Source organism: Peribacillus sp. FSL K6-5616, assembly GCF_038008245.1.
Taxonomy (GTDB): domain Bacteria; phylum Bacillota; class Bacilli; order Bacillales; family DSM-1321; genus Peribacillus; species Peribacillus frigoritolerans.
In genome coordinates this window covers 4,233,655-4,257,599 of sequence record NZ_JBBOYT010000001.1, presented here as the reverse complement: position 1 = coordinate 4,257,599, position 23,945 = coordinate 4,233,655, and the positions used below count along the sequence as shown (strand labels likewise).

Here is a 23,945-nt window from a genome sequence, read left to right as displayed (position 1 = left end):
TATATATGGCTAATATGTACTCTCCTTTATTTATTAAGGTTTTTTATAATTAGGTCTAGATAATTTTGAAAAACTAAAAAACATTAAAGGACCGTCAATAGACCTGTTTTTTGTACGAAAGAAGGATGGCCACCAAGTTTCGACGAATATATCAATATACTTATTGGAGGTGTTGGATATGGGGATTTGTTGTGGAGAGTGTCACGTTGAATTAAAGAGTGATGATTATGTCACATTGGATGAATTTAGCACGCTGAGGCATACATATTGCGGTTATGATCTTATTGCCGAGCTGATCAAAGACATTGGGACTTATCGAAATATCAAAACAAAGTATTGGTTTTCCCGTGAGCGTACTAAATGAAAATCGGTAAAATCTTGGAGTTAATTAAAACTGATACACCAGCGGATATTGCCAAAAGGGCTGATGTTCATCTTTCAGAAGAATCACTAAGAAAAGCATTGAATAAAGCTGGTTATGAGTATAGAAATTCAGGCAAAAAAGGCTGGTATTTTGTTGGTGAAGGTGACGAGGAAACGGTACAAGAGCAGCTTATTTATGACTTTGCAACAGCAGGAAAAGTTTCAACTAATGTAAATAAAGAACCTATTAACGATACCAACCAACGTTCTAACGTTGGCATAAAAAGTGGTAAAGAACAGGTCAAACAAGCGAACGAACAATCAGCACCAACCATAGAACGAACCAACGTTATAAGAAAACGTTCTTCATTCGATATGGATGTTGAACTTATGAAGGAACTAAAAATACAAGCAATCATTCATGATAGGACGGTTTATGAACTAGTTGAATGTGCCGTAAGACACTATTTAGCTGAATTAAAGGGAAAATGATGTGGCTTTGAAATAAAGTCACGATGTTTATAATAAAGTTGCACCGTTTTACTCCTTTGGATAATATCCTCTAAAGGGGTGTTTTTATGTCCAAAAGATAAAGTACATCTGAAATTTAAAAATGGTTCAAGGGAATTTTTTAGTGGTAATAGAGTTGTTCCGTTAAAGGGCGCGATTCTTTAATAAGAATTACTTTTCTTATGGAACTAAAGGGGCAGGTTACTTCAACAAGAAATTATGGGTTTTATGGTAAAATAAAGGGGAAAATTGAGTATTTGTTTGGGGGATTTTTGGTGGAGGTTATCGTGTCTGTTGTTTTTTCTATTGTTGGGTTATTTATTCTATATATAGTTATTGAAACAGCAGAAGGAAAGGTATTAACAGTTCAATAATTGGTCAATTTCTTGAAAAGAAGTATGGAATTAAAGAAGATAAAAAGTCATTTCTTGATGATGATTTAGATAATGATAAATAAAACGGATTATTGAGATAACGGAGGTTGCTGCGGCAACCTTTTTCTTAATGTACTAAAGGGGCAGGTTAGTAAAAGAAGGTATAATTAATTATTCAACAAGAATATGAGGAACACGAGGTCAAAAGTGATGTATCAATACCAACACGAGGTAAAAAGAAAAGAAAAAATATATATATGGCATATGTCATATTATTTATTATATCCGTATTGATAAATGTAGTTTTATTCTTTGTAGATGGTAGTATCCTTCGTGGAATAATCAGTCTCTTAGTTTTTTCTATTGTCCTTTACTATGGTTTACGAAAGAAAGTCTGGGCAGAATTAATCGTAAAATGTATTGTATGGATGCATTTAGTTTTATTGTTTATTATGTTTCTAACTATGATAATTAAAGTTATACAGTAAGTACCTTTTTCAACTAAACCAGCCAATAGTTTGTCAACATTTTTCAATAAACACTTAAAATGTTTCATGTTATACTAAATTTGCGTATGCCAAATAACCTTCCAAGGTTCTGTGTTTGGAAAGTTTTGGGCTATTTAGTTATACTTTAAAACTAGGCTAGATCTTGGAAAGTTGATTTGCTTTTTAAAAGTGCATAAATCCAATGTAAGAATTTATTGGCACATGCTATCACAGCTACTTTAAAGGGCTTTCCTTCCTCACGTTTCTTATCATAAAACTCTCGTAATCTCTTGTTACGAGGAATGATTTCATCTGTCGTTTTCTTTTTGCGACTATCACGAATGGCACATTTTACAGCCATATATAAGGCGTGTCGTAGCCTACTAGAACCTCTTTTGGTAATCCGATTTAAAGTACCTTTGAATGTACCAGATTCAAAAACACTTGGATCGATTCCGGCAAATGCAACCAGCTTCTTAGGGTGATTAAACCGATCAATTTCCCCAATTTCAGAAATTATCTTGGCAGCGATTTTTTCACCGATACCAGGGATCGATTGGATAACCTTACACTCTTCAATACCTTTTGCTAAAGCATCTATCTCATCTTCAAGCTTGGATAGATGCTTTTTGTATTCAAGAAGCATATTAATATACATATCCAGGCTTAAGGTCAGACTATGATATAAGTTTTTCTGAAATGGATTTTGAACTGCGGCGGCCATCAGTTTTTCTGCCTGACTGTCTGCCCATTTTTGCGAACGACTTTTACATAATTCCTTTATTTTCTTGGCAACTTTCTCTTCACCAGTATCCAGGATTTTTTGTGATGTAGGAAATGTTTGTAAGGTTAGTAAAGAAACATATGAATGTAAGTCACCAAAAACCCCACGGTATTCAGGAAACACTTGATCCAAAATTGCTTGAAATTGTAATTTAGTTTGTACAAACAGGCCTGTAATATTTTCGTGCTGTCTTGTAAGGTTACGTAAGTTTAAGAGTTGGATTCCTCGCTGTTTATACGGCTCTAAGTCCTCTTTATAATACAGCTCGCAGAGATGACGAGCGTCAATAACATCTGTCTTTACCTTGCGTAAACTAGAACTCTTAGCTCGATACGATATGAGTGGATTTACGATAATCAATAAGTACCCTCTATCCTCGAAATACTGGACAACTGGTGTATGATAATGTCCAGTGGATTCTAATACAATGGGAGGCCGTCCCCCGGATACATTTTCTACTTCTCTAATAAAGTCTAGAAGACTAGCTAACCCTTCAAGAGTATGTGCTACTTTAAAGCCTTTTTTGTAAGGCTGCTTTTTATCCAAGAACGCTTGAACCTGACTTTCCCCTTTTGCCACATCCAGACCAACAACTGGATTCATAAATTATCTCCTCCTAATATAAAGTCACCGGTACCCCATTTCCTTCTTGTAGTATCATAGCTTCGCTTGTTATACGAGATCATAGTCCCAACCAGCCTCAATCATGTTTCTACAAGTAGGGGGCGAACTGTTTAGTTGACGGGATCAAATCCCACGGGTGCGGACGTTCTACCCCGGCTACGGTTATCATATATCGATATAAAAAATGGTCAACCAGAAATATTTTCTGGATGACCTTATAATACGAACGGGTGCGTTAGCTGAAGATCGGAGCTGTCTTTAAGGCAGCTTTTTCTTTATGCATTTAAAGTGGGAAGATAATCCGATAATAAAAAAATACTGATTAATTAGAGGAGAAGGGTGGTTAATAATATTTAGGGGTTATTTCGTTTGCTTTAATTATATTGGTTAGATGGTTAGACCCTGGAGTAACAACTTTTCGTGTATTGATGATATGTGGAATCATTATATCTTTCTCTTATCTCAGAGAGAAAGGACTTTGGAGAAATTTAGCTTTAGGTCTTAGTATATTTGTTGGTTTCGTTTACTTTATGAGCTGTTGAATTAAAAAAGAATAATATTCCAGGGTAATGGATTTTAAATTGTTTATTCAACAACAGGTGCTTACTTCATTACCAGGAGCTGATCAACAGCTCCTTTTTCTTATGGGCATACCCTAATAGTTCTCACATGTCACTGCAAAATTCTATATACTAAAATTAATTAAACTAGAATACACGAAGAACCTTTAAATAGAAGTGTAATACGAGGAGGAGATATCATGCTTATTACGGAACGGCATCAATTAATTATAAAGCTATTAAAAGAAAAGGGGAATGTTAAGATTCATGAGCTAGTAGAATTAACAAATACTTCAGAATCTACTTTGCGTCGTGATTTAGATCAATTAGAAAAGCAGAACTACTTAAAACGTGTACATGGTGGAGCTTCACTTTTACATAGTAAACGAGACGAACCAAGTGTGTTTGAGAAAATAACGCAGAACCTTGAGGAAAAAGCTAAGATAGCAAAATATGCGGCAGAACTAATTTTGGACGGCGACTGTGTTTATCTTGATGCTGGAACAACAACGTATCAGATGATCAAACATTTAAGACAAAAAGATATCGTTGTCATTACAAACGGAATTGATCATTTAGATGCATTACTTGAAAATGAAATATGCACATATTTTATTGGTGGGTTTGTTAAAAAGATTACCAAAGCAACAGTTGGACGTTATGCATACGAAAGTATAAAAAAATACAGATTTGATAAGTGTTTCATGGGTGCGAACGCTATTCATTATAATTTTGGATTGACTACCCCAGATCCAGAAGAGGCGCAAATAAAAGAAAGAGCCATCTTTTTGTCACGTGAGGCCTTTGTATTAGCAGATCATACAAAATTTGGAGAAGTATCATTTTCTAAGTTTGCAGATTTAAACCAGACAAAAGTTATTACGAATGAGGAAGGTACAATAACGTTAGGAAAATATAAGGAGAAAACGGAGATAATTATTGTGAGGGACTAAAAATTAAATTTGCTATCGTTGAAGGAAAGCTGGTATTCAAACTGTCTGATTCAGACATTTAGAATACCAGCTTTTTTTGAAGATTCTGAAATTATTTTATTGAAAATTTTCCCCTTTGTTTTATCAATATAATAAAGAATGCTTGATTTATTGTAATGTGGCCAATTAACAATGAGGGAAAATCTGCTCCATGTATTAAACATTCCATTTGAAACGTTTAATATTTTATGTTATTAATATATTTTTTGTAATAATTGGAACTGTTGACAATTACAAACAGCTCTAATATAATCAAAATCAATCAAAAACAACCAAAATCAATCAATTATAATTCTAATGTGTAAAGGGTAATCATATTGTTTTACAAGGGATGAAAGCGTTATCAATAAATAGTCAATGTGAAAAACTATCAAAATCAACCATACTTCCATTGTTTCAACCAAAAATATTCATTTAAGGAGGTGATCTAGTTTAAGAGATTGAGAGCGGTAACAATTTCTCGTTCAGTAGCTAATTATTTTCATCTTCAAAAACTAGGGGGGACTAATATGGTGAATTATGTAAAAGTAATAGGGATACTAGTTTTGGCGTTTGTAATTGCCACGATGACGGCATGTAGTGGGGCTAGTGAATCATCAAATGGATCAACAGACGGTAACGAAGGACAAAAAGGTAACAAACAATTAACGATCGGTGTAGCGGTGGGTAGTTTAGCAAACCCTTTCTTCGTCTCCATGGCTAAAGGTGCTGAAGAAGCAGGAAAAGAATTAGGTGCGGAAGTTCTAGTTGAAAGCGCTGAATATGATTTAGCCAAACAAGCAGCTCAAATTGAAAACTTTATTACGAAAAAGGTAGATATCATTCTTTTAAATGCTGTTGATACAAAAGGAATTGCGGCAGCTGTTCAACAGGCCAAAGCGGCTGATATTCCAGTAGTTGCTGTAGATACCAATGCTGAAGGTGGTGTCGATGCCACTGTTACTTCAGACAACTATCAAGCTGGTAAACTGGCCGGAGAATATGTGATTGAAAAATTAGATGGAAAAGGAAAAATAGTTATTATTGATGGACCTCCTGTTTCGGCTGTATCTGATCGTATTCAAGGATTTGAAGATGCAATAAAGGATTCCGAAATTAAAGTTATCGCGAAGCAAAATGGAGAAGGGAATCGCGAAAAGGCATTAACGGTGATGGAAAGTATTTTACAAGCTAATTCATCAGGCTCTATTGACGCTGTATTTGCGATTAATGATCCAGAAGCAATTGGTGTTGAAATTGCTCAAGAGCAAGCGAATCGTAAAGATGAATTTTTCATTGTCGGAGTGGACGGTGCTCCTGAAGCCACAGAAGCAATGGCAAAGGAAGGAAGTACAATTGCTGCTACTTCAGCTCAGTCACCTAGTAACATGATCAAAAAAGCTGTTGAAATCGGAATGAAAGTGAAAACTGGTGAAAAAGTTGAGGAGCTTATTAAAGTTCCAGTTGAGATTGTAACTCAAGATACATTAGATTCTTACCAAGGTTGGTAAGAATCTTTCAATAAATAGGCTGATAAGGATTCCTCCTTTAATCAGCCGATTCAAATCAATATAAGGGGTGAGATAAAGGTATGGCTGTGAATGAAATGTCCCTTAAAGGCCAACAAAGTCTAAAAAAGCCAGTGTTGAATATGGAAGGGATTGGTAAGACGTTCTCGAGTGTAACCGTATTGAACAATGTGAGAATTGAACTTTATCCAGGTGAAGTACATGCATTAATGGGAGAGAATGGCGCTGGAAAGTCAACTTTCATGAAAATCCTCGCAGGCATTCATACACCTGATGACAATGGTGGGAAAATCTACTTGAAAGGTCAACCAATTTTATGGAAGGACCCTACTGATGCAAGGAACAAAGGAATTAGTGTTATTCATCAGGAGTTAAACCTTTCTCCTAATTTAACAATAAGTGAAAATATCTTAATGGGTTCCACCTTTCCTAGAAATGGTTTAGGAATGGTGAAATGGGATAAGGTCCATGAACGTGCCCAAGAGGTGTTAGATTCAATGGGGTCGAATCTAAATCCACGCCAATTGGTTTCGACCTTAAGTGTTGCTCAACAACAAATGGTCGAGATCGCCCGAGCATTATCCTTTAATGCAGAGGTACTCATAATGGATGAACCAACCGCCTCTTTAACAGATAAAGAAATAAAAAAGCTGTTTGAAATTATTGATGATTTGAAAAAGCAGGGAGTTGCCATTGTATATATCTCTCACAGAATGGAAGAAATCTTTAAAATTTCTAATAGGTTCACTGTATTACGTGACGGCGAATGGATTGCAAGTGGGCCGATTGAAGAGACAAATCCTGATCATCTCGTAAAGCTGATGGTAGGACGGGATTTAAAGGACCTGTTTAATCGGTCAAAAGCCTTTGGCACAAAAAATCCAAAGGAAGTTTCACCTGTACTTGAATTGAAAAATGTTTCTGATAACACAATTGTAAAGAATGTATCTTTAAAAATTTACCCAGGTGAAATTGTTGGTTTAGCGGGGCTTGTTGGTGCTGGCAGAACAGAATTGGTTAGGGCCATTTTCGGTTTGTCCGAGTTGAAAAGTGGCGAAATATTGGTTGATGGTCAATCTGTTAAAATCAAATCCTCAATAGATGCTATTGCTAATAGGATTGCACATGTACCTGAAAGCAGGAAAGAACAAGGGTTATTTTTATCAATGTCCGTAAAAGAAAACATCATAATGGCTGAATTGAAAAAACACGCTAAAGCAGGAATTGTTAGTTGGAAGCAAGCAAATGAAAGCGCTAACCAATATATTGAAGACTTAAATATAAAAATAGCTTCCCCAGAACAGCAAGTATCAAACTTAAGTGGTGGGAATCAACAAAAGGTAGTGATCGCTAGGTGGCTATCAATTGCACCAAAGGTATTACTACTGGATGAGCCAACACGAGGGGTTGATATAGGTGCCAAGACTGAAATCCACAAGATTGTTTCAAAGCTTGCAGATGAAGGATTGGCCGTTTTAATGATATCATCTGAACTTCCTGAAGTATTGGGGGTAAGTGATCGAATACTTGTCATGAGTGAAGGAAGGTTAACAGGCGAGCTTTCGAAGGAAGAAGCTACACAGGAAACAATTATGCGTTTAGCTACCAAAGGGGGGAGAGAGAAATGAGAGGGAATACGCAAACTATTACACATTCACAACGCCTAAATATAGGAAATGTCCTTTATTCTTTATGGAATAGGCTTGGCATGATCATGATTTTATTATTATTGTGTGTAGTACTTTCCTTTACAGCACCAAATTTTTTAGATACAGCCAATTTATTGAATGTATTAAAACAAGTTTCCATTATTGCTATTTTAGCTGCTGGGATGACAATCGTTATTTTAACTGGTGGTATTGATTTATCAGTTGGTGCAACAGTTGCTCTATCTGGCGTTATCTCAGTCATGGTCTCTTCTGCAGGAGTTAATCCTATAATTGCGATGTTATCAGGCGTACTAGTAGGGTATGCAGTAGGACTGATTAATGGGTTTCTTACAGCCAAAGCAAAGTTACCAGCATTTATTGTTACACTAGGCAGCTTCACATATGTTCGTGGACTCGCTTATGTCATTAGTGGCGGTTATCCAATTGTTTTACAAAACGAAACATTTAAATTCATCGGTGGTGGAAGTATTTTCGGAATCCCCACTCCTATTTATATCATGTCTTTAGTATATGTTGTGATGTTTTTTGTTCTTAAATATACGATGTTCGGTCGTCATATTTATGCGATTGGTGGCAATGAAGAGGCAGCTCGGTTAACTGGAATTAAGGTTGAAAAGTCTTTAATCAATGTGTATTCGATTAGTGGTTTACTAGCTGGTTTAGGAGGAGTCGTTTTAGCGGGAAGGTTGTTTTCTGGACAGCCAACTGCTGGTCAAATGTATGAGTTAGACGCAATTGCTGCTGTTATTCTAGGAGGAACAAGTTTAACAGGTGGAAAAGGGAAAATAATAGGAACAATTATTGGGGTTTTAATTATGGGGGTAATCAGTAATGGGTTAACTCTAATGGATGTCAACTATTATTGGCAGTTAGTTGTAAAAGGTGGAGTTATTGTAGCAGCCGTTTTATTAGATCGATTGCGCGGAAATAGTCCAGCATAACGATCATATGTCATTTTAGATTTTAAAAAAGGGATGTGAAATAAAAGTGAAGAGGATCATTAGTATTCTACTAATATGTTCAACTGTCACTTGTTTACCATTTAATCGTGCAAATGCAGAAGATCCTGGGTATTATAATGAACCATACCGTAATCAATTTCATTTTTCTCCTGAAGCTAACTGGATGAATGACCCGAATGGTATGGTTTTTTATAAAGGTGAATATCATTTGTTTTATCAATATCATCCGTATGGAACGACATGGGGACCGATGCATTGGGGGCATGCTGTCAGTAAAGATCTTGTTAATTGGGAGCATTTGCCGATTGCTTTATCGCCGGATGAAAACGGTCAGATTTTCTCGGGGAGTGCTGTTATTGATTGGAACAATACAGCTGGCTTTGGAAAAGAAGCAATGGTTGCCATCTTTACGCATGCAGGGGATAAGCAAGTCCAAAGTATAGCGTATAGCCTAGATAAAGGAAGAACTTGGGAAAAGTACAAAGGGAATCCCGTAATGCCAGACCCTCCTATACAAGATTGGCGCGATCCTAAAGTATTTTGGCATGAAGAATCAAACCAATGGGTTATGTCGTTAGCGGCTAAGGATAAGATCATGTTTTATACCTCACCTAATTTAAAAGAGTGGGAGTATGCAAGTGAATTCGGCGAAGATGGTGGAATACAAGCAAATAGCTTAGACAGAACTTCTTATACCATGTCATCCCAGACAGGTGAATCATTTAGCTATGAGGGAGATATTACCCTTAATGAGAAGAATGGGAGAGAAGGGGCAGGCGGTTTAGTTTTTCGGTCAGACAGGAGTGCAAAGAACGGCTATGTTGCGAGCTTAGATGCCAAAAACGATGTCATAACATTAAGTAAGAATGTAGATGGAACAAACGAGGAAATTGCGAGAAAACCTTTTACCCTCGAAACTTCAACTACCTACCATGTGAAGGTGGAAACAGATGGGGATCAAATTCAAGTCTCTGTAAACGATCAATCCGTTATAAAAAAAACAGATATAGAATTCGATTATGGATACTATGGATTGTCAGCGTGGAATTCAACGGCTGCCTTTCGAAATGTGGAGTTCAAGAATACATCTAACTTTGAAACCAATTTATCAAAATGGACAGATGTAAACGGAAGCTGGGAGAACACGATGGACGGAAAAAGTGGAGCCTCTACGGAGGATGCTTTTGTAATGAGTGGTCAAACAGGGGATAACTTTTTTTATGAAGCAAACATTGAGATATCTGGGGGAAAAGGTGGCAACGGAGCTGGCTCGCTCGTTTTTCGTGCAGATCCTAATGCAACAAATGGTTATATGGCGAATGTCGATGCTTTAAACGATACAGTAAAAATCATGAAAATTGAAAATGGAGACATATCCATTCTAGCTGAAAAAACAATAAATCTAGATACAGATAAAAGGTACCATTTAAAAGCAAGCACTCATGGAAAAAATATTAAAATTTTTTTAGATGGTAATCTCATTCATGATGTAAATGATTCAACTTTTTCGTCAGGGCATTTTGGCTTGAATGTTTGGAATTCATCCACGTTATTCCAAGATGTTCAAGTTGGTAAGAACATCATGACAAATGAGAAGGAAGTTACTAATCATGATTTTGAGACAGGTGATCTAACTGGGTGGAGTACAATCGAAGGTAATGCTTTCACAAAAGATCATGTGACAAATGTACCATCTTACTGGGGAGGGGATTTCGGCCACCAAGGAAACTACCACCTATGGGGGTTTACTGATCTTCAAAAGGGAGATGACGCAACAGGTGAACTGCACTCCTCATATTTTAAACTAGGTGGCTCTGGAGAAATCAACTTTCTGTTGGGCGGTGGTAATGATATCAACAACCGCTATGTTTCGTTAGTGAGAGCCTCTGATGATCAAGAATTAATTCGACAAGCCAATACCAAATTTAAAGAAGAAAAATATCAAAAATACGTCTGGGATGCTTCTAAATACATTGGAGAAGTGTTATATATTAAAGCTGTGGACCATGCTACAGGTGGTTGGGGTCATTTAAACATGGATGATGTTAATGTTTATAATGAAGGGGCCATGCCAAATGAAGTAGACCAAGTTGCCAAAGAGCCTGAGAAAGACGATTCGAAAGAAAGCGGCATCCTTACAGACTGGTCTGCTGTTTCTGGAGAGTGGATACCTTCTACTCATGGTAGTAACGGAGGGATTTGGGAATGTCCTACTCTAATCGAATTACCAATTGATGGTGACCCTTCAAAAACAAAATGGGTACTACAGGTAAGCATTAATGATGGCGCTCCTGCAGGCGGGTCAGGTATGCAATATTTTGTAGGTACCTTTGACGGGAAAACGTTTAAAAATGAAAATTCTTCCGATCAAGTGTTATGGACTGACTACGGGGCAGATTATTATGCCGCAGTAGATTGGAGCGGAATTGATGGTAAGAATGGCGAAAAATATTGGATTGGCTGGATGAGTAATTGGCTGTATGCAAATCATACACCAACTTCGACTTGGAGAAGTTCAACGACATTGCCAAGAAAGATGGAGCTAACTCAGACAGATGAAGGTTTACGTTTAAAACAAACACCAGTTTCTTTAAAAACCATTCGAGATAAGAGTGAAAAAATTTCATATAAAAATAAAGTCATATCTGGTGAAAGTAATCTCCTATCCAAACTATCAGAAGATACATTTGAAATGATAGCTGAGTTTGATGTAGATGATATAAAAGCAACTGAATTCGGCTTTCAAGTTCGTAAAGGAGCAACTGAATATACGACTATTGGCTATGATGTTGCCACCAAACAATTATTCGTAGACCGTTCAAATTCAGGAAGCTTTGATTATGGGAACAATGTGGTCGGTAAGCATGACGGACCGTTACATGCATTAAATGGGACTGTGAAAATGCATATTTTCATTGACCGATCTGCTGTAGAAGTGTTTGGAAACAAAGGTGAAACGGTTATTTCTGATCAAATTTTCCCGGATCCATCAAGTAAAGGATTACAAATTTATAGCAAGGGTGGAGAAGTTACATTAAAGTCTTTGAAAATATACCCTTTAAAGAGTATATGGAAAGATAAAGACTAAATTTCAATCCTATTAAAGATGGGTTGATAGTAAGAGTTTATGAAGGCTGTCGAAAATGATCGATAGCCTTTCATTTTACCTAAATCACAAGAATGGGGAGTGTAATGTAAATGAATAAAACAAACCGCGCAGTCATATGCGTTGGGGAGCTTTTGATCGATTTTTATTGTACAGATATTGATGTTAATTTAATGGAAGGTAATCATTTTCTAAAGAAAGCAGGGGGTGCACCAGCGAATGTCGCAGCTGCTATTTCAAGGCTTGGTGGGGAAGCAAGTCTTATTGGAAAAGTAGGAAATGACCCATTTGGATTATTTTTAATAGAAACGATAAAAGAGGTGGGGGTTGATACATCGATGATTGTTACTGATGATTTGGCACCAACCACTTTAGCATTTGTTTCTTTACAAGCAAATGGTGAAAGGGATTTTGTATTCAATAGAGGAGCGGATCGAAATTTAACAGAGGATAACTTATACCTAGATAGATTAAGTGGTGCAAAGATCATTCACTTTGGATCTGCAACTGCATTTCTGGAAAACCCTTTTAAAACAACTTATTTAAAGGCAATGGAATTTGCACAAAATAGGGGGATATTTCTATCGTTTGACCCTAACTTCCGACATGATTTATGGAAAAATAGAGTGGCTGAATTTATTAATTTAGCCAGAAAGGGTATATCAATGGCTGACTTTGTAAAAGTAAGCGAAGTAGAGCTTGAACTAATCACGGGAAAAACGGATAAATATGATGGAATAGCAATGCTCCATCATTTAGGGGCAAAAATAGTGGCTGTTACCCTTGGATGGGAAGGCACTCTTCTTTCAAATGGAAGTGGAATGAGTGTAATAAACAGTGTCGAAGTAAACTCAATTGACTCAACTGGTGCTGGTGATGCATTTGTCGGTGCTGCTTTATTTCAATTTGCAAATCTTGAGTCCTATGACACAATTCTTAGTGATTTTAGTAAACTTAAAGAGATCATTCTTTTTGCAAATAAAGTGGGTGCCGTCGTGTGTACGAAGGTAGGAGCGATTTCTTCTCTACCAAACGAAGAAGATATATATAAGGTTTAGTCTTCAGCGTATTGTTTCGGATTTTTAGTTTATATTCGTCCCTTAGCGGATAAATATTATATATATAAATAAGAAGAACCGTGAACTGAAGTGAATTAGATTTTATTTTGATTAACTAGTAAAAAACAGATGGATAACAAAATCATGCCTTAATCGTTACTTAGAACAGTAATTAGGTAATTACTATTAGTGCCTCGCCCATTTGGATTGAAGGCACTATTTAGTGATTTAAGAAAAATGAGCCTACTTAATGTGAACTTTGTGAAATATTGTACTTAAACTCCCATGAAAATTAAAAAAGCTCAAAATCCAGAAAAAACCACAATAAAATAGACCCAGTAAAAACGCTTTTTAAAAAAAGGCTGAGCCTTATGAGTGATCTGATTGAGTTTGGTAAATAGTTAAACAAAAATCTCCAATCATAGCAAATTAAGTAGAGGCTAGCGCGACAACCAAAAAAGGATTAATCTCCCATGAGTGCTACCCATAAAGGGCGCGACAGTCGGTGGTACACCGTGGTCGTTGGAGTCAGACTAACGGATGGGCTCTAACGCACCATAGTTCATCGACCTTCCTCTCCCAGCCGTAGAATCAGTATTGACCGTTCTGAACCATTTTCATTCTCTGTGGTGAAGCGCTGATTTTTGCGCTTCATGGTTGGCTAACGGGTATGATCGGAGCTGCCTTTAAGGCAGCTTTTTCGTGTTTAATCGTTTTTCGACTTGAGCCATGGTTAATAATTGTTTTTCCAATTTGTAACCCTCCTATCCAGGGAATGGAATATTATATTAACTTCTCCGGCAGTTCTGCAATAACCTACCTTCCTTTGGTACGTCTTTATGTACTTCACTGTTAATCATTTGGTAACAACTTTTGATTTGGATAGATCATCTTGTTCATTTAACCTGCTTCATCTATAGTAGATGGATATATAAGGTGTAGAGGTGAAGAGATGGCATTGCGGCTATTACGGTATTTTATTTTTTTTCTTGGATTAACTTTCTTTGGATTAGGGAATGCAATTGCGGTGAATGTTCAATCCTTGGGGCTGCATCCTTGGGAGGTTTTAAACGTCGCCCTGTTCGAGTGGTTCGGTTTCACAATTGGGACGTGGAGTGTCATGTGTGGTTTAGTACTTGTGTTGATCGTCTTTGTCGTGGATAGGAAGTATATTAATATAGGTACCTTCCTAAATGCCTTGTCAATCGGCCCGATCATGGATTTCTTTTTGCATCTCAACATTCTTCCTCATGAAACGGAGCATTGGTGGTTGAATATACTCATATTGTTGACGGGTATCATCATAACCGGAATTGGCGGAGGAATTTATGTGGCTGCGGGAATTGGGGCAGGTCCCAGGGATGGTTTCATGCTTTCCGTTTCGGAAAAAACCGGGTTATCGGTCAGTTGGGCAAGAATCGTTGTCGAGAGCCTCATCTTGATTATCGGGTTCATTCTTGGAGGTCCAGTGTTTATTATGACGTTTGCATATACCTTTATTCAAAGCCCGGTCTTTCAGTTTTCCATGAAACTGATGCGTTCCTTTATCGTTAGTTTGGAGAAGAAGCGAAAGGAACAATTTGAGATTCCGTTATAATTGGAAGGAGGATGTCCTTTGGTCACCTCTTTTCGTGCTAACGGGTGCATTTCTTTAAAAAGGAATGCTCTTTTCGTATCCAATTAAAAGGAAGTGAATGTTATTATTTTATTAAAGATGGTTGCTCTTCTAATATAGGTGGAGAAGGCTTTAATAAAATATTAACTTTGGAAGCACACCACTGCAATACTTATAACGAAATTAAGTTCTTGATATATCCCGTCAAGGACATATTATGAAACAGTGCTTTAATAAAGGAGTTGTATAAAATGAATGAAAATAAAGGTACAGAAATAAAACGCTTTTCAAAAGCAGAAAACATTCTACCTCAGATCAATAGTAAAACTAAGCTAGGCGACTTACGAAAAATCGCGAAGGACATTAAAAAAGATCACGAACTAGCTATGGAACTTTGGTCAACCGAAGAGTTTTTGCCCAGACTATTAGCAATCTTAATTATGGACAAAAAACTTCTTTCACAAGATGTGCTAAATAAGCTTGATAAGGATATGCAGACTCACACTTTTGATGAGCGAAATAACTTAATGGATTGGTTAATGGCTAATCAGCTCACCAAAGACAAGAAGAAAATTGCATTGATGGAGTCATGGGAAAATAGTCCTTCTGCTCTTCAAAGGCGAGCTTTCTGGTATTATCAAGGGCGATTGAGATGGACTGGACAGACACCGCCTGATAACACCGCATACTTGCTATCTGCATTAGAAGCTAATATTACGCAGGAAGAACCGGAAGTTCAATGGGCGATGAATTTCACCGCAGGCTGGATAGGCGTTTATGATGAAAAGAATCGTGCACGTTGTATTAAACTTGGTGAGGAAACGGGTCTTTACAAAGATGAAATAGTAGCAAAAGGATGTACTCCCAGCTATTTGCCGGAGTTCATTACAATTGAAGTTAACAAACGGCATAATAATTAGTTACCTCTGAAAAATTTATTAGGGTTTAATGCAAAAAATAAAGGAATTCAAAGCCTCAATATGAAAATTGTAATAGGCTTGGACTTCATTTATAACTTTAGAGTTAAACAAGGATAGAACAGAATTAACTATCACTTTGCCAAACGAAAACCGGTCACCTACACAAAAGCAATGATGGATCCGGAAGAGTTTAATCCAGAATTTGAGTGGTGAAAAAATTATCAATAAAATGGTACACGTGGGTAGAAAAGTTAAAAAAAAAGGCGTGTTTTTGGTCGGAAAATATTGGGGAATCAGATGTTTTTAAACAAGTAGTAAAGAGAATTTGTAAAATTAACAATATTCCCCCCCAGAAACCTAAATTTGAAGTTATCGATAACTTAATGGTTATTAGTATAAAGAACCATTTAAAAGATGGAGTAGACTTAGATTGTTTTAATATTTTAAATCTGATTTACCGAATAAATGGACCATTAGGGATAAGATTCAATCAACAAATGTACCTCTATCCAAATTCGGAAAGACTGGCTAGAGTAACTTTATCTTTTAAAAAAGAAGATTATGATACTTTAAATAGCAAAATGAAAGAATTTTGTGAATAAATGTACTTAAGCTTAACGGGTGCGTTCGTTCTATAAAAGGCTGCCAATTGGCGGCTTTTTTTACAAAACAAAAAAGGAGCTATATAGCTCCTGGTAATTTAAAAAATCCAAAAGGTTCATCCCTTGTTATATATATCAAAAGGACGATGTCAACTTCCGTCATAATAAACATAGGCACAAATTGATCCTATTTCCCTTGCCAATCCGGTTACTTCATTTTCAAATTCAGTTACCCATCTGTTCGCGCACTCAACATGAGCCCATATTCTAAATATTGCCATCAAGATAGTTTAAGGTGTGAGTGAAATATTTTAATATAAATGGAGGATTAAAACCGCCACGTTGATGATGGACTTTCTGTCTGAAAGATGTAAAATATAGGTTTAATTGAAGTTCATCTTATTTACATAATGTAGCATATTGAAGGTTTAAGTGATAATACAATCAGGAGGAATTTTTCAATGGCTTTGTCCGAAATGAATAGTAATTCGTTTAGAATGATTAATAATCTAGGTAAACAATACACGGAATTAAATCCTTTCTTTGTATTCATCGCTGAATACATGATTTTTTTCTTGGTATTGGCAGTCCTGATGTTTTTGTTTTCTCGTAGTAATAAAAATAGAATCATGGTAATCTGTGCATTTATTGCATTAGTTATCTCGGAAATATTGGCGAAAATAGCAGGGAAATTCCACTCGAATTATCAACCGTTTGCTGAGTTGCCCAACGTTAATAAGTTAGTTGAAAAAGCAGTCAATAATTCATTTCCAAGCGACCATACGATCATATTTTTTTCATTTTGCATAACCTACTGGTTGTTCAAAAGGGGTTGGGGATTTTTATGGGGAATTTTGGCTGTTCTTGTAGGCATTTCGCGAATTTGGGTAGGTGTCCATTATCCAGCAGATGTTCTTGTCGGAGCCATCATCAGTATCGTTTCAGCGATGATCGTTTACAAAATTGTTCTTAAGTTAAGTCTGACCAAGAAATTTTTGAGAAATCAAGGGGTGGGCGAACAATCCATTCTATCTGCCCTATCCAAACAAAAGAAAGGTCAGTCAAAGGACTATTAAAAAAGGGTTAATTAATATACAAATTAGCAGACCAAATCGGTCATTGCTTCACTTGCATTTGTTGTTTTAAGTCTTGTTTCAAGAACCGAACGGAAGCAGGACAAAAAATATGTAATTATCAAAAGCTGATTTACTTCTTGAAATGAAATAATTATTAAACAGGAAGTTTTATTCAACGATTTTTCAACTAAAAGGTCAAAAGGATAACAAAAGGTTGCTAAGGCAGCCTTTTTTTATGGCACAAAAGGGGCAGGTTAGTTGAATTAAAGGGAAAAAAGAATGCAATAGTTTTCATTTTACTTAAAAGCTGTAAGTTATTATAACTAAACATTTATATTACATAAATAATGACATGACTGTAGGCTATTTTTCATACAATATTTTTGGGGTGGAAAAATGACAAGAGCAAAATACACAAGTTCAGACGTTGACTTAATGGCAAGGATGATGAGAGCAGAAGCCGAAGGTGAAGGAAAACTAGGAATGTTATATGTTGGAAATGTAATTGTGAATCGTCTTGTAGCTAATTGTTTAGACTTTAAAGGTTTAAGAACAATTCCACAAGTCATTTATCAAGTACAAGGAGGAAATTATTCTTTTGAAGCTGTTCAAAAAGGGAATGTATTTTATCAAAGAGCGAGAGGTATTGAAAGAAGATTAGCAGAACAGAATTTGAAGCACTGGAGACAGCATCCGGCTAGATATGCTCTTTGGTATTTTAATCCATATGCTCCATGCCCTCCAACATGGTATGATCAACCTCATACTGGTCAATTTAAAGACCATTGTTTTTATGAACCAAAACCTGGAACATGTGATAGTGTTTATAGAGGCTAAGCTTACTCTTTGAGTAAGCTTTTTTACATATTTAAAATATTTATACAAAATAAAACTTTTAGTAATAGTTTTCATCTGAAAAAGTAAGAATGTGAATTATTGTACGGGTGCGTGGGACTTGATCCCGTTAACTAAACTGTCCGCCCCTACTTGTAGCCAGAAGGCTTGGTTACCGACGATTGAGTCTGGAAACGGGTTCAATGGATGCTTGAAACTGATAAGAGACAATATGCGAGTTTCGGAATACAATATTGAAATCCGAACAGTGTATTTATGACAAAGGAATAATAAGTTGTTTTACAGGCTACATTAGTTTTAAAAAATTTAGGCAGCAATTGGGCACTATCCTGGAACAAGAACTCATTTTTCATTTTAGGGCTTGGTTATGAATAAGGGCGCAATTGTTGAATAATTAAATCCCAATTTCTCAATTATATAACTGAGAGATTGGGATTTTTAATGCTGAAATATCCTTAACGTTGGAAATCCGCGTTTTGCTGGCGATACCCCATCGCCATCAAGCTAAGCGCGCAAGAGATAATATAAAAGTGTGTTCTCTTTAATTTGCTATGGTAACACTAAAAATGCGCATGACAAAAAAAACATCAAATAGGTTTTTTAAAAAATATTAGGCAGCTTTAAGTTTTTGTGACGTACAATCATACACAATACCTAAGATATCAAAGACCGTTTTATTGTTATAACGATGACATTTCCGTCCGTTTTTCTCTAAAAGGTGAAACAGACGTAGAATGATTTTTGATAATTCTTTGGCGTCCTTTTGTAATCCTTGATAAAACAAAGAGGAGGGGCCAACCGCAAACTTAAACTCTGATTATTACGAAAATGCTAGATTAAAGCATGAATCCCCAACAGGCGATTAGTAAATCCAGGTTTGGATGGGGCCTGACAAGGGAGTAGCAAGCCAAAAATTATAATAGAAGGCCGCGAAAGCGAAGAAGTTATCAATTCTTTAAACGAAGTTGGACATCAGGTTTGAGTAATAGAGGAGTTGGATGAGATTATGGTCATGTTAATGACATTCTTATCGAAGACCAAGGCTACTTTTTTCGGGAGGTGTTGATTCTTGGACGGATGGAGCTGATATGGACTGGTAAGCAAATGTAAAATTTCATGTTAGATTTCCTTACATTAGTAGTGACAAAGGGCAATAATATTTATATGATTAATTCAAGAACTAGAAACAGCAGGTGAGTATGGGTGAATTCTTCTTTTAAAAAACAGCTGTCGCAGTTATATAATGATATCAACCAAGAAATTTATAGTGCGGGAGTTAGTAAGCAAACAATTGACATCCAGGATAATCGCATTGTCATTTTTGCGCAGACGAAGCGCTCGCCTTTAATCTCAGTATTAAGTGAAAGGTATTCTGAGCTGACCTTATCCGTCGATGGGGCTTTAGTCATGGAATATAAACTTCGATTAAAAGAAAACATTGAGAAGCGATTTGGAGTGAAGGTCAACACCATATTTAAGGATTACGATTCTACAAGTGAGCACGCTTGTACGGTGATTTACCTAGAACAATCGCTTGGTATCTAACCAACCTTATTATTGGAGAAATTTTGATTTATCATTTTTTCTTCACGGACTTGTTTCAAGGATTCAGGAGCTTAAATTTCGTTATACGTGGTTTAGGAGCCGTAGATATAGGAGGAGACCCCTTCTATTTCTGCGGCTTTTTTTATAAAGCAAATTAAGGGGGAATAAAGGTGAATTCAAAAGTATTCTCGTTAGGATTCCAGCACGTCATGGCGATGTATGCTGGGGCGATTCTTGTTCCATTGCTTGTTGGGAGGGCATTAAACCTTACTCCGGAGCAATTGGCTTACTTGGTCGCCATTGACTTATTAACCTGCGGTATCGCTACCTTACTGCAAGCGTGGAAAAACAAATATTTTGGAATTGGTCTACCCGTTGTATTGGGTGCTTCGTTTGTTGCCCTGTCGCCGATGATCGCTATCGGATCACAATATGGTATTCCTGCCGTTTACGGATCCATTATAGTAGCAGGACTCTTCATTTTTTTATTTGCTCGCTATCTTGGAAAACTCGTAAAGTTCTTTCCACTTGTTGTAACGGGAACTGTCGTCGTGATCATTGGACTATCGTTAATTCCATCGGGAGTTAGAAATATGGCTGGCGGAGCAGGGAATCCGGACTTCGGTAGCATAGATAACTTGATGTTGTCCATGGGTGTCATCGCTATTATTCTTATTATCAATCGTTTCTTTAAAGGGTATGTCCGCTCTCTTTCAGTGCTCTTAGGGATTGTCGCAGGTACAGCACTAGCAGCGATGATGGGGAAAGTAGATTTCCATGAGGTTTTAGAAGCTTCATGGTTCCGTATTCCTCAACCGTTCTATTTCGGTGCCCCATCCTTCGAGATCGCTCCGACACTGACGATGTTAATTGTAGGATTAGTCATTGTAGTTGAATCAACAGGTGTGTTTTTTGCCTTAGGGGAAATTTGTGATCGTCCTGTTACACAAGATGATCTCACTCGAGGATATCGAGCAGAAGGCTTGGCTATCACCTTAGGAGGAATCTTTAACGCCTTTCCCTACAACACCTTTGCGCAAAATGTAGGGTTAGTTCAACTATCTCAAAACAAATCAACGAACGTTGTGGTTGCAGCAGGTAGTATCCTAGTATTTCTTGGTTTAGTTCCTAAAATTGCGGCCCTTGCTACCATTATTCCTGCCCCCGTACTTGGCGGTGCTACGGTTGTGTTGTTTGGTATGGTCGTGTCTTCAGGAATTAAAATGCTAGGTTCAGTAGATTACAAAAATCAACATAATGCACTTATTATTGCTTGCTCAATTTCGTTAGGACTAGGATCAACCGTCGTACCTGAGTTATTTAGTCAATTGCCTCCAGCCCTGCGAATCATTGTTAGCGATGGAGTGATTACCGGAAGCCTAACTGCTATCTTTATGAACCTATTTTTTAACTTCCATACTGTTCTAGCTCCAGCATCCGTCCAGCATGAGAAAGCTAACGAAGCACATGTTTAATGAAAAAAAGATAAAGGGGTTATGATACATGATTACTTTGGAATGCATTAAATGAAATTTCATTGTCTGAGTTTATGGAAAAGTTAAAGGACATATTTGAATACTCTCCTTGGGTAGCCCAAAGGGCAGGGGAGTTTTAATTAGCTATAAAAAATGTCATCATTCATATTTCAAAATAGATGCATATCCGTTTCAGATCTATTCATTAGTTCATATCCTATTAATACTAGGGAGGAGATGAATAGATTGGCATCGAATGATGAATTGATTTGTCAAAAGTTTGCTAGGATTATCGGCGGCCAAGAAGGATTTGCGGGTGGCAAATGTGTGGCAACCATAAATCGAAATGAAATAAAAGTAAAAATTTTAGGAAAACGTTTTAGAGTAACCTCTTCTTTCTCATATGAATCCAGAGATAATCAGACTGGACGGGCATTGTGCCTAGGCAGGGTAGCACTCTTGCAAAAAGAAGTCGAGAATTTTGTTGCTTCCATTCTTAAACAAGGAATAATAGTTTCATCTGTACACAATGAGTGGCTATTCGATAATCCGAATTTGGTTTACGTTAATATCGAAGCTGTTGATGATCCATTAGTTTTTGCAAGGAAAGTCAGAAAAGCGTTAAGGAACTAATGGATATCCCACTAATGGTAAAACGGAGCTGTCTGTAAGGCAGCTTTTTCTTATGCAACCATCGGGGCAGATTAGTTGAAGAACAGGTAATAAAATCTCTATGTCGAATTAGTAACAAATGGGGTGATTAATTTTGATATATGTAAAAAGCTTGGAACAAAGTGAGCATGATTTAGATTTTTTAACGGATATGATGTATGAAGCTATTCATATTCCTGAAAATAAGCCACCTAAGGAAGAACTGTTAAATTTATCACATATCAAAAAATATAGTGAGGGATGGGGCCGAAAAGGTGATAGAGCAATAATTGCTTTTGAGGATAATTTTCCTGTTGGTGCTGCATGGTATCGCCTATTTGCAGAAAATCAAAAAGGTTATGGATATGTTGATGATAAGACTCCTGAACTAGGTATAGCAGTAATTAATAAAGTAAGAGGTAAGGGAATAGGTAACCTGCTTATGGAAAAGTTATTTGAAACAGCTTATAGAGATGGTTATACATCACTATCTTTGAGCGTTGACCCTAAAAACACTCAGGCTGTAAAACTTTATAAGAAACTTGGATTTGAACAATGTGATTCATCAGGAACATCTTGGACAATGATATATAACATCTCTTCTAGTTAGAAATTTTCAACTAACGAGTTCAATTCCTAAAGATCGGAGCTGTCTTTAAGGCAGCTTTTTCTTATGCAACCATCAGGGCAGATTAGTGGAAGAAGGTATTTATTGACCAGCTAAAGAATAGTATTCGGTAAAGGTTGATTTTAAGGATTAAACAAAATTAATATCAGGAGGGAAAAATGGTTGATAATAGTTATGAGAAACAACATCTGAAAAAACTCAGGACTTTTACTTATATCACGATAGCATTAATTTTTTCAATGATATTTCTATTTATTAGCATTTTTCTTTTGTTTTTTTCTATGTCAAGCATTTTAGACCTTGTGTACTTTGCACCAAAAATAGCCATTTTCTCAATCTTGATTTCTTGTGTATTTTCTGTTTTAGCTATAAAAAATATCTTTGGTAAGATATTGTTAGTATTAAACATATTTCTCATGCTATTTATGATTTTTTATGGGCCATAACTAGATACCATTAAATGAGGACTACACAGATATGACTAATATGTGTAGTCCTTTTTCTATCAATTGTGGAAAAATGTTTGTTTTTTGAAGGTGATTCTCTTATTTTGTTGTATTTTTACTAATTGATGGATTAATTAAAAATACAGCAAAAAACGGAGGGAAATCACATGTTTAACAACTGGAAAAAAACACTGATGGCTGGAGTGATCAGCTTATCCTTGCTAGGTACTGGATACGTCAGTCACGACCTGATCTCCTCGCAAAACGTCTCGGCTGAACTGGCAGCTAAAAATGCACCAGGGCATTTGAAAAAGGTGGAGTCTTCCCAGCTTGATGAAATTATCAAACGTGGATACATCCGGGTAGGAATGACGGGGGACTATAAACCATTTACCTATTTGAACCCGGAAACAAATGAGTATGAAGGCTTTGACGTGGATGCTGCCAAAGAGCTTGGCAAAGACCTTGGTGTGGAGGTGGAATTTGTCGCTACCACATGGCCAACGATGATGAAAGACCTGCAAGCGGACAAATTTGATATCGCTGTGGGCGGTGTGACCCGCAACACAGCCAGACAAAAAAGCGCTTATGTATCCCAAGGTTACCTTTCATTCGGTAAGGTGCCTTTGATTCGCAAGGAAGATAAAGACACGTATCTTACCATTGAAGATATCAACAAGCCTTCTGTACGCATTGGCGTAAATCCTGGCGGAACAAACGAAGAATTTGTCCGTCAGTATCTTAGCGATGCTAACGTAACGGTTGTAGAAAACAACCTTGATATCCCTCATCTTGTTGCAGAAGGTACGTATGATGTTATGATCACTGACACAGTAGAAGCAATGCTGTATGCAAAAGCTGATTCAAGATTGTATGCGGCTCAAACTGACAAGCCTTTCACAAACAGCGAAAAAGGTTATATGATCCCAAGAGGTGATTTCATTTATGCAAGCTACTTGGAAATGTGGATGGATGAAATGGAGCTCCAAGGGAAATTTGATGCCCTCTACAAAAAGTGGATGGAATAGAATTTAGAGGTGTTCCCAAAAAACTATCCTTAATACTGCCATGTAGGGAAGCGTTTTTTCGCTAACAGGTGCTTTAATAATATTAAAAGCTAGTGAATTTAAAAA

At 36.7% G+C, this 23,945-nt stretch carries 19 protein-coding genes and 2 pseudogenes; 19 read left to right on the top strand and 2 right to left on the bottom strand.

The genetic code is table 11. The annotated features are described in order from the left end of the window. Positions 1-178 precede the first annotated feature (178 nt). Both MHB45_RS20640 and MHB45_RS20635 read left to right on the top strand, forming a co-directional pair. Positions 179-364 (top strand): hypothetical protein, encoded by a 186-nt coding sequence (locus MHB45_RS20640; protein ID WP_034306238.1) that lies wholly within the window; start codon positions 179-181, stop codon positions 362-364. Then, positions 361-855, top strand: a complete 495-nt coding sequence (locus MHB45_RS20635; RefSeq protein WP_340908073.1) for a hypothetical protein — start codon at positions 361-363, stop codon at positions 853-855. The genes MHB45_RS20640 and MHB45_RS20635 overlap by 4 nt, the downstream gene beginning before the upstream one ends. Positions 856-1,886: 1,031 nt before the next feature. On the opposite strand, the gene MHB45_RS20630 is transcribed toward MHB45_RS20635, so the two are convergent. Beyond that, entirely contained in the window at positions 1,887-3,122 is a 1,236-nt protein-coding gene (locus MHB45_RS20630) for an IS110 family transposase (RefSeq protein ID WP_338566496.1), read from the bottom strand. Between the two features lie 781 nt (positions 3,123-3,903). On the opposite strand from MHB45_RS20630, the gene MHB45_RS20625 reads away from it, so the two are divergent. From MHB45_RS20625 to MHB45_RS20575, 12 genes and pseudogenes are all read left to right on the top strand, one after another. After that, positions 3,904-4,656 carry a DeoR/GlpR family DNA-binding transcription regulator gene (locus MHB45_RS20625; RefSeq protein WP_048687913.1) on the top strand — a complete coding sequence of 251 codons (753 nt, stop codon included), beginning with the start codon at positions 3,904-3,906 and terminating at the stop codon, positions 4,654-4,656. 548 nt (positions 4,657-5,204) lie between these two features. Beyond that, complete coding sequence (locus tag MHB45_RS20620; RefSeq protein WP_241665200.1) at positions 5,205-6,185, top strand: substrate-binding domain-containing protein; 981 nt, start codon at positions 5,205-5,207, stop codon at positions 6,183-6,185. A gap of 80 nt (positions 6,186-6,265) precedes the next feature. Next, entirely contained in the window at positions 6,266-7,831 is a 1,566-nt protein-coding gene (locus tag MHB45_RS20615) for a sugar ABC transporter ATP-binding protein (protein WP_262871249.1), read from the top strand. A gap of 80 nt (positions 7,832-7,911) precedes the next feature. Next, positions 7,912-8,814 carry an ABC transporter permease gene (locus tag MHB45_RS20610; RefSeq protein ID WP_225988884.1) on the top strand — a complete coding sequence of 301 codons (903 nt, stop codon included), beginning with the start codon at positions 7,912-7,914 and terminating at the stop codon, positions 8,812-8,814. Positions 8,815-8,878: 64 nt separating this feature from the next. Next, a pseudogene (locus tag MHB45_RS28380) lies at positions 8,879-9,904 on the top strand (glycoside hydrolase family 32 protein); the annotation flags it as partial. 78 nt (positions 9,905-9,982) lie between these two features. Next, positions 9,983-11,923 (top strand): glycoside hydrolase family 32 protein, encoded by a 1,941-nt coding sequence (locus tag MHB45_RS28375; protein WP_397330534.1) that lies wholly within the window; start codon positions 9,983-9,985, stop codon positions 11,921-11,923. Between the two features lie 110 nt (positions 11,924-12,033). Next, positions 12,034-12,999 (top strand): carbohydrate kinase family protein, encoded by a 966-nt coding sequence (locus tag MHB45_RS20600; RefSeq protein ID WP_072273643.1) that lies wholly within the window; start codon positions 12,034-12,036, stop codon positions 12,997-12,999. A gap of 952 nt (positions 13,000-13,951) precedes the next feature. Next, on the top strand, positions 13,952-14,596 hold the full coding sequence (locus MHB45_RS20595) for a YczE/YyaS/YitT family protein (protein WP_048687904.1): 645 nt from the start codon (positions 13,952-13,954) through the stop codon (positions 14,594-14,596). A gap of 269 nt (positions 14,597-14,865) precedes the next feature. Continuing rightward, positions 14,866-15,534 (top strand): DNA alkylation repair protein, encoded by a 669-nt coding sequence (locus tag MHB45_RS20590; RefSeq protein WP_048687902.1) that lies wholly within the window; start codon positions 14,866-14,868, stop codon positions 15,532-15,534. 209 nt (positions 15,535-15,743) lie between these two features. Beyond that, the gene (locus MHB45_RS20585) at positions 15,744-16,136 is read left to right on the top strand and encodes a hypothetical protein (protein WP_142398455.1); all 393 of its coding nucleotides are present in this window, start codon (positions 15,744-15,746) and stop codon (positions 16,134-16,136) included. Positions 16,137-16,597: 461 nt separating this feature from the next. Next, on the top strand, positions 16,598-17,212 hold the full coding sequence (locus MHB45_RS20580; protein ID WP_340908072.1) for an undecaprenyl-diphosphatase: 615 nt from the start codon (positions 16,598-16,600) through the stop codon (positions 17,210-17,212). Between the two features lie 396 nt (positions 17,213-17,608). After that, the gene (locus tag MHB45_RS20575; protein ID WP_048687896.1) at positions 17,609-18,049 is read left to right on the top strand and encodes a cell wall hydrolase; all 441 of its coding nucleotides are present in this window, start codon (positions 17,609-17,611) and stop codon (positions 18,047-18,049) included. 628 nt (positions 18,050-18,677) lie between these two features. On the opposite strand, the pseudogene MHB45_RS20570 reads toward MHB45_RS20575, so the two are convergent. After that, positions 18,678-18,851 (bottom strand): annotated as a pseudogene (locus MHB45_RS20570) (IS4 family transposase); the annotation flags it as partial. A 419-nt stretch (positions 18,852-19,270) separates the two neighbouring features. Here MHB45_RS20570 and MHB45_RS20565 point away from each other — a divergent pair. The 5 genes from MHB45_RS20565 (at position 19,271) to MHB45_RS20545 (ending at position 23,840) form a co-directional block, all read left to right on the top strand. Next, entirely contained in the window at positions 19,271-19,612 is a 342-nt protein-coding gene (locus MHB45_RS20565) for a Na-translocating system protein MpsC family protein (RefSeq protein WP_048687895.1), read from the top strand. 209 nt (positions 19,613-19,821) lie between these two features. Next, complete coding sequence (locus MHB45_RS20560) at positions 19,822-21,087, top strand: nucleobase:cation symporter-2 family protein (protein WP_207117882.1); 1,266 nt, start codon at positions 19,822-19,824, stop codon at positions 21,085-21,087. A 246-nt stretch (positions 21,088-21,333) separates the two neighbouring features. Then, positions 21,334-21,720 carry a DUF1259 domain-containing protein gene (locus MHB45_RS20555; protein ID WP_048687893.1) on the top strand — a complete coding sequence of 129 codons (387 nt, stop codon included), beginning with the start codon at positions 21,334-21,336 and terminating at the stop codon, positions 21,718-21,720. Between the two features lie 133 nt (positions 21,721-21,853). Continuing rightward, positions 21,854-22,348 carry a GNAT family N-acetyltransferase gene (locus MHB45_RS20550; protein WP_048687891.1) on the top strand — a complete coding sequence of 165 codons (495 nt, stop codon included), beginning with the start codon at positions 21,854-21,856 and terminating at the stop codon, positions 22,346-22,348. 631 nt (positions 22,349-22,979) lie between these two features. Next, positions 22,980-23,840 (top strand): transporter substrate-binding domain-containing protein, encoded by an 861-nt coding sequence (locus MHB45_RS20545; protein WP_072273641.1) that lies wholly within the window; start codon positions 22,980-22,982, stop codon positions 23,838-23,840. Positions 23,841-23,945: the final 105 nt, after the last annotated feature.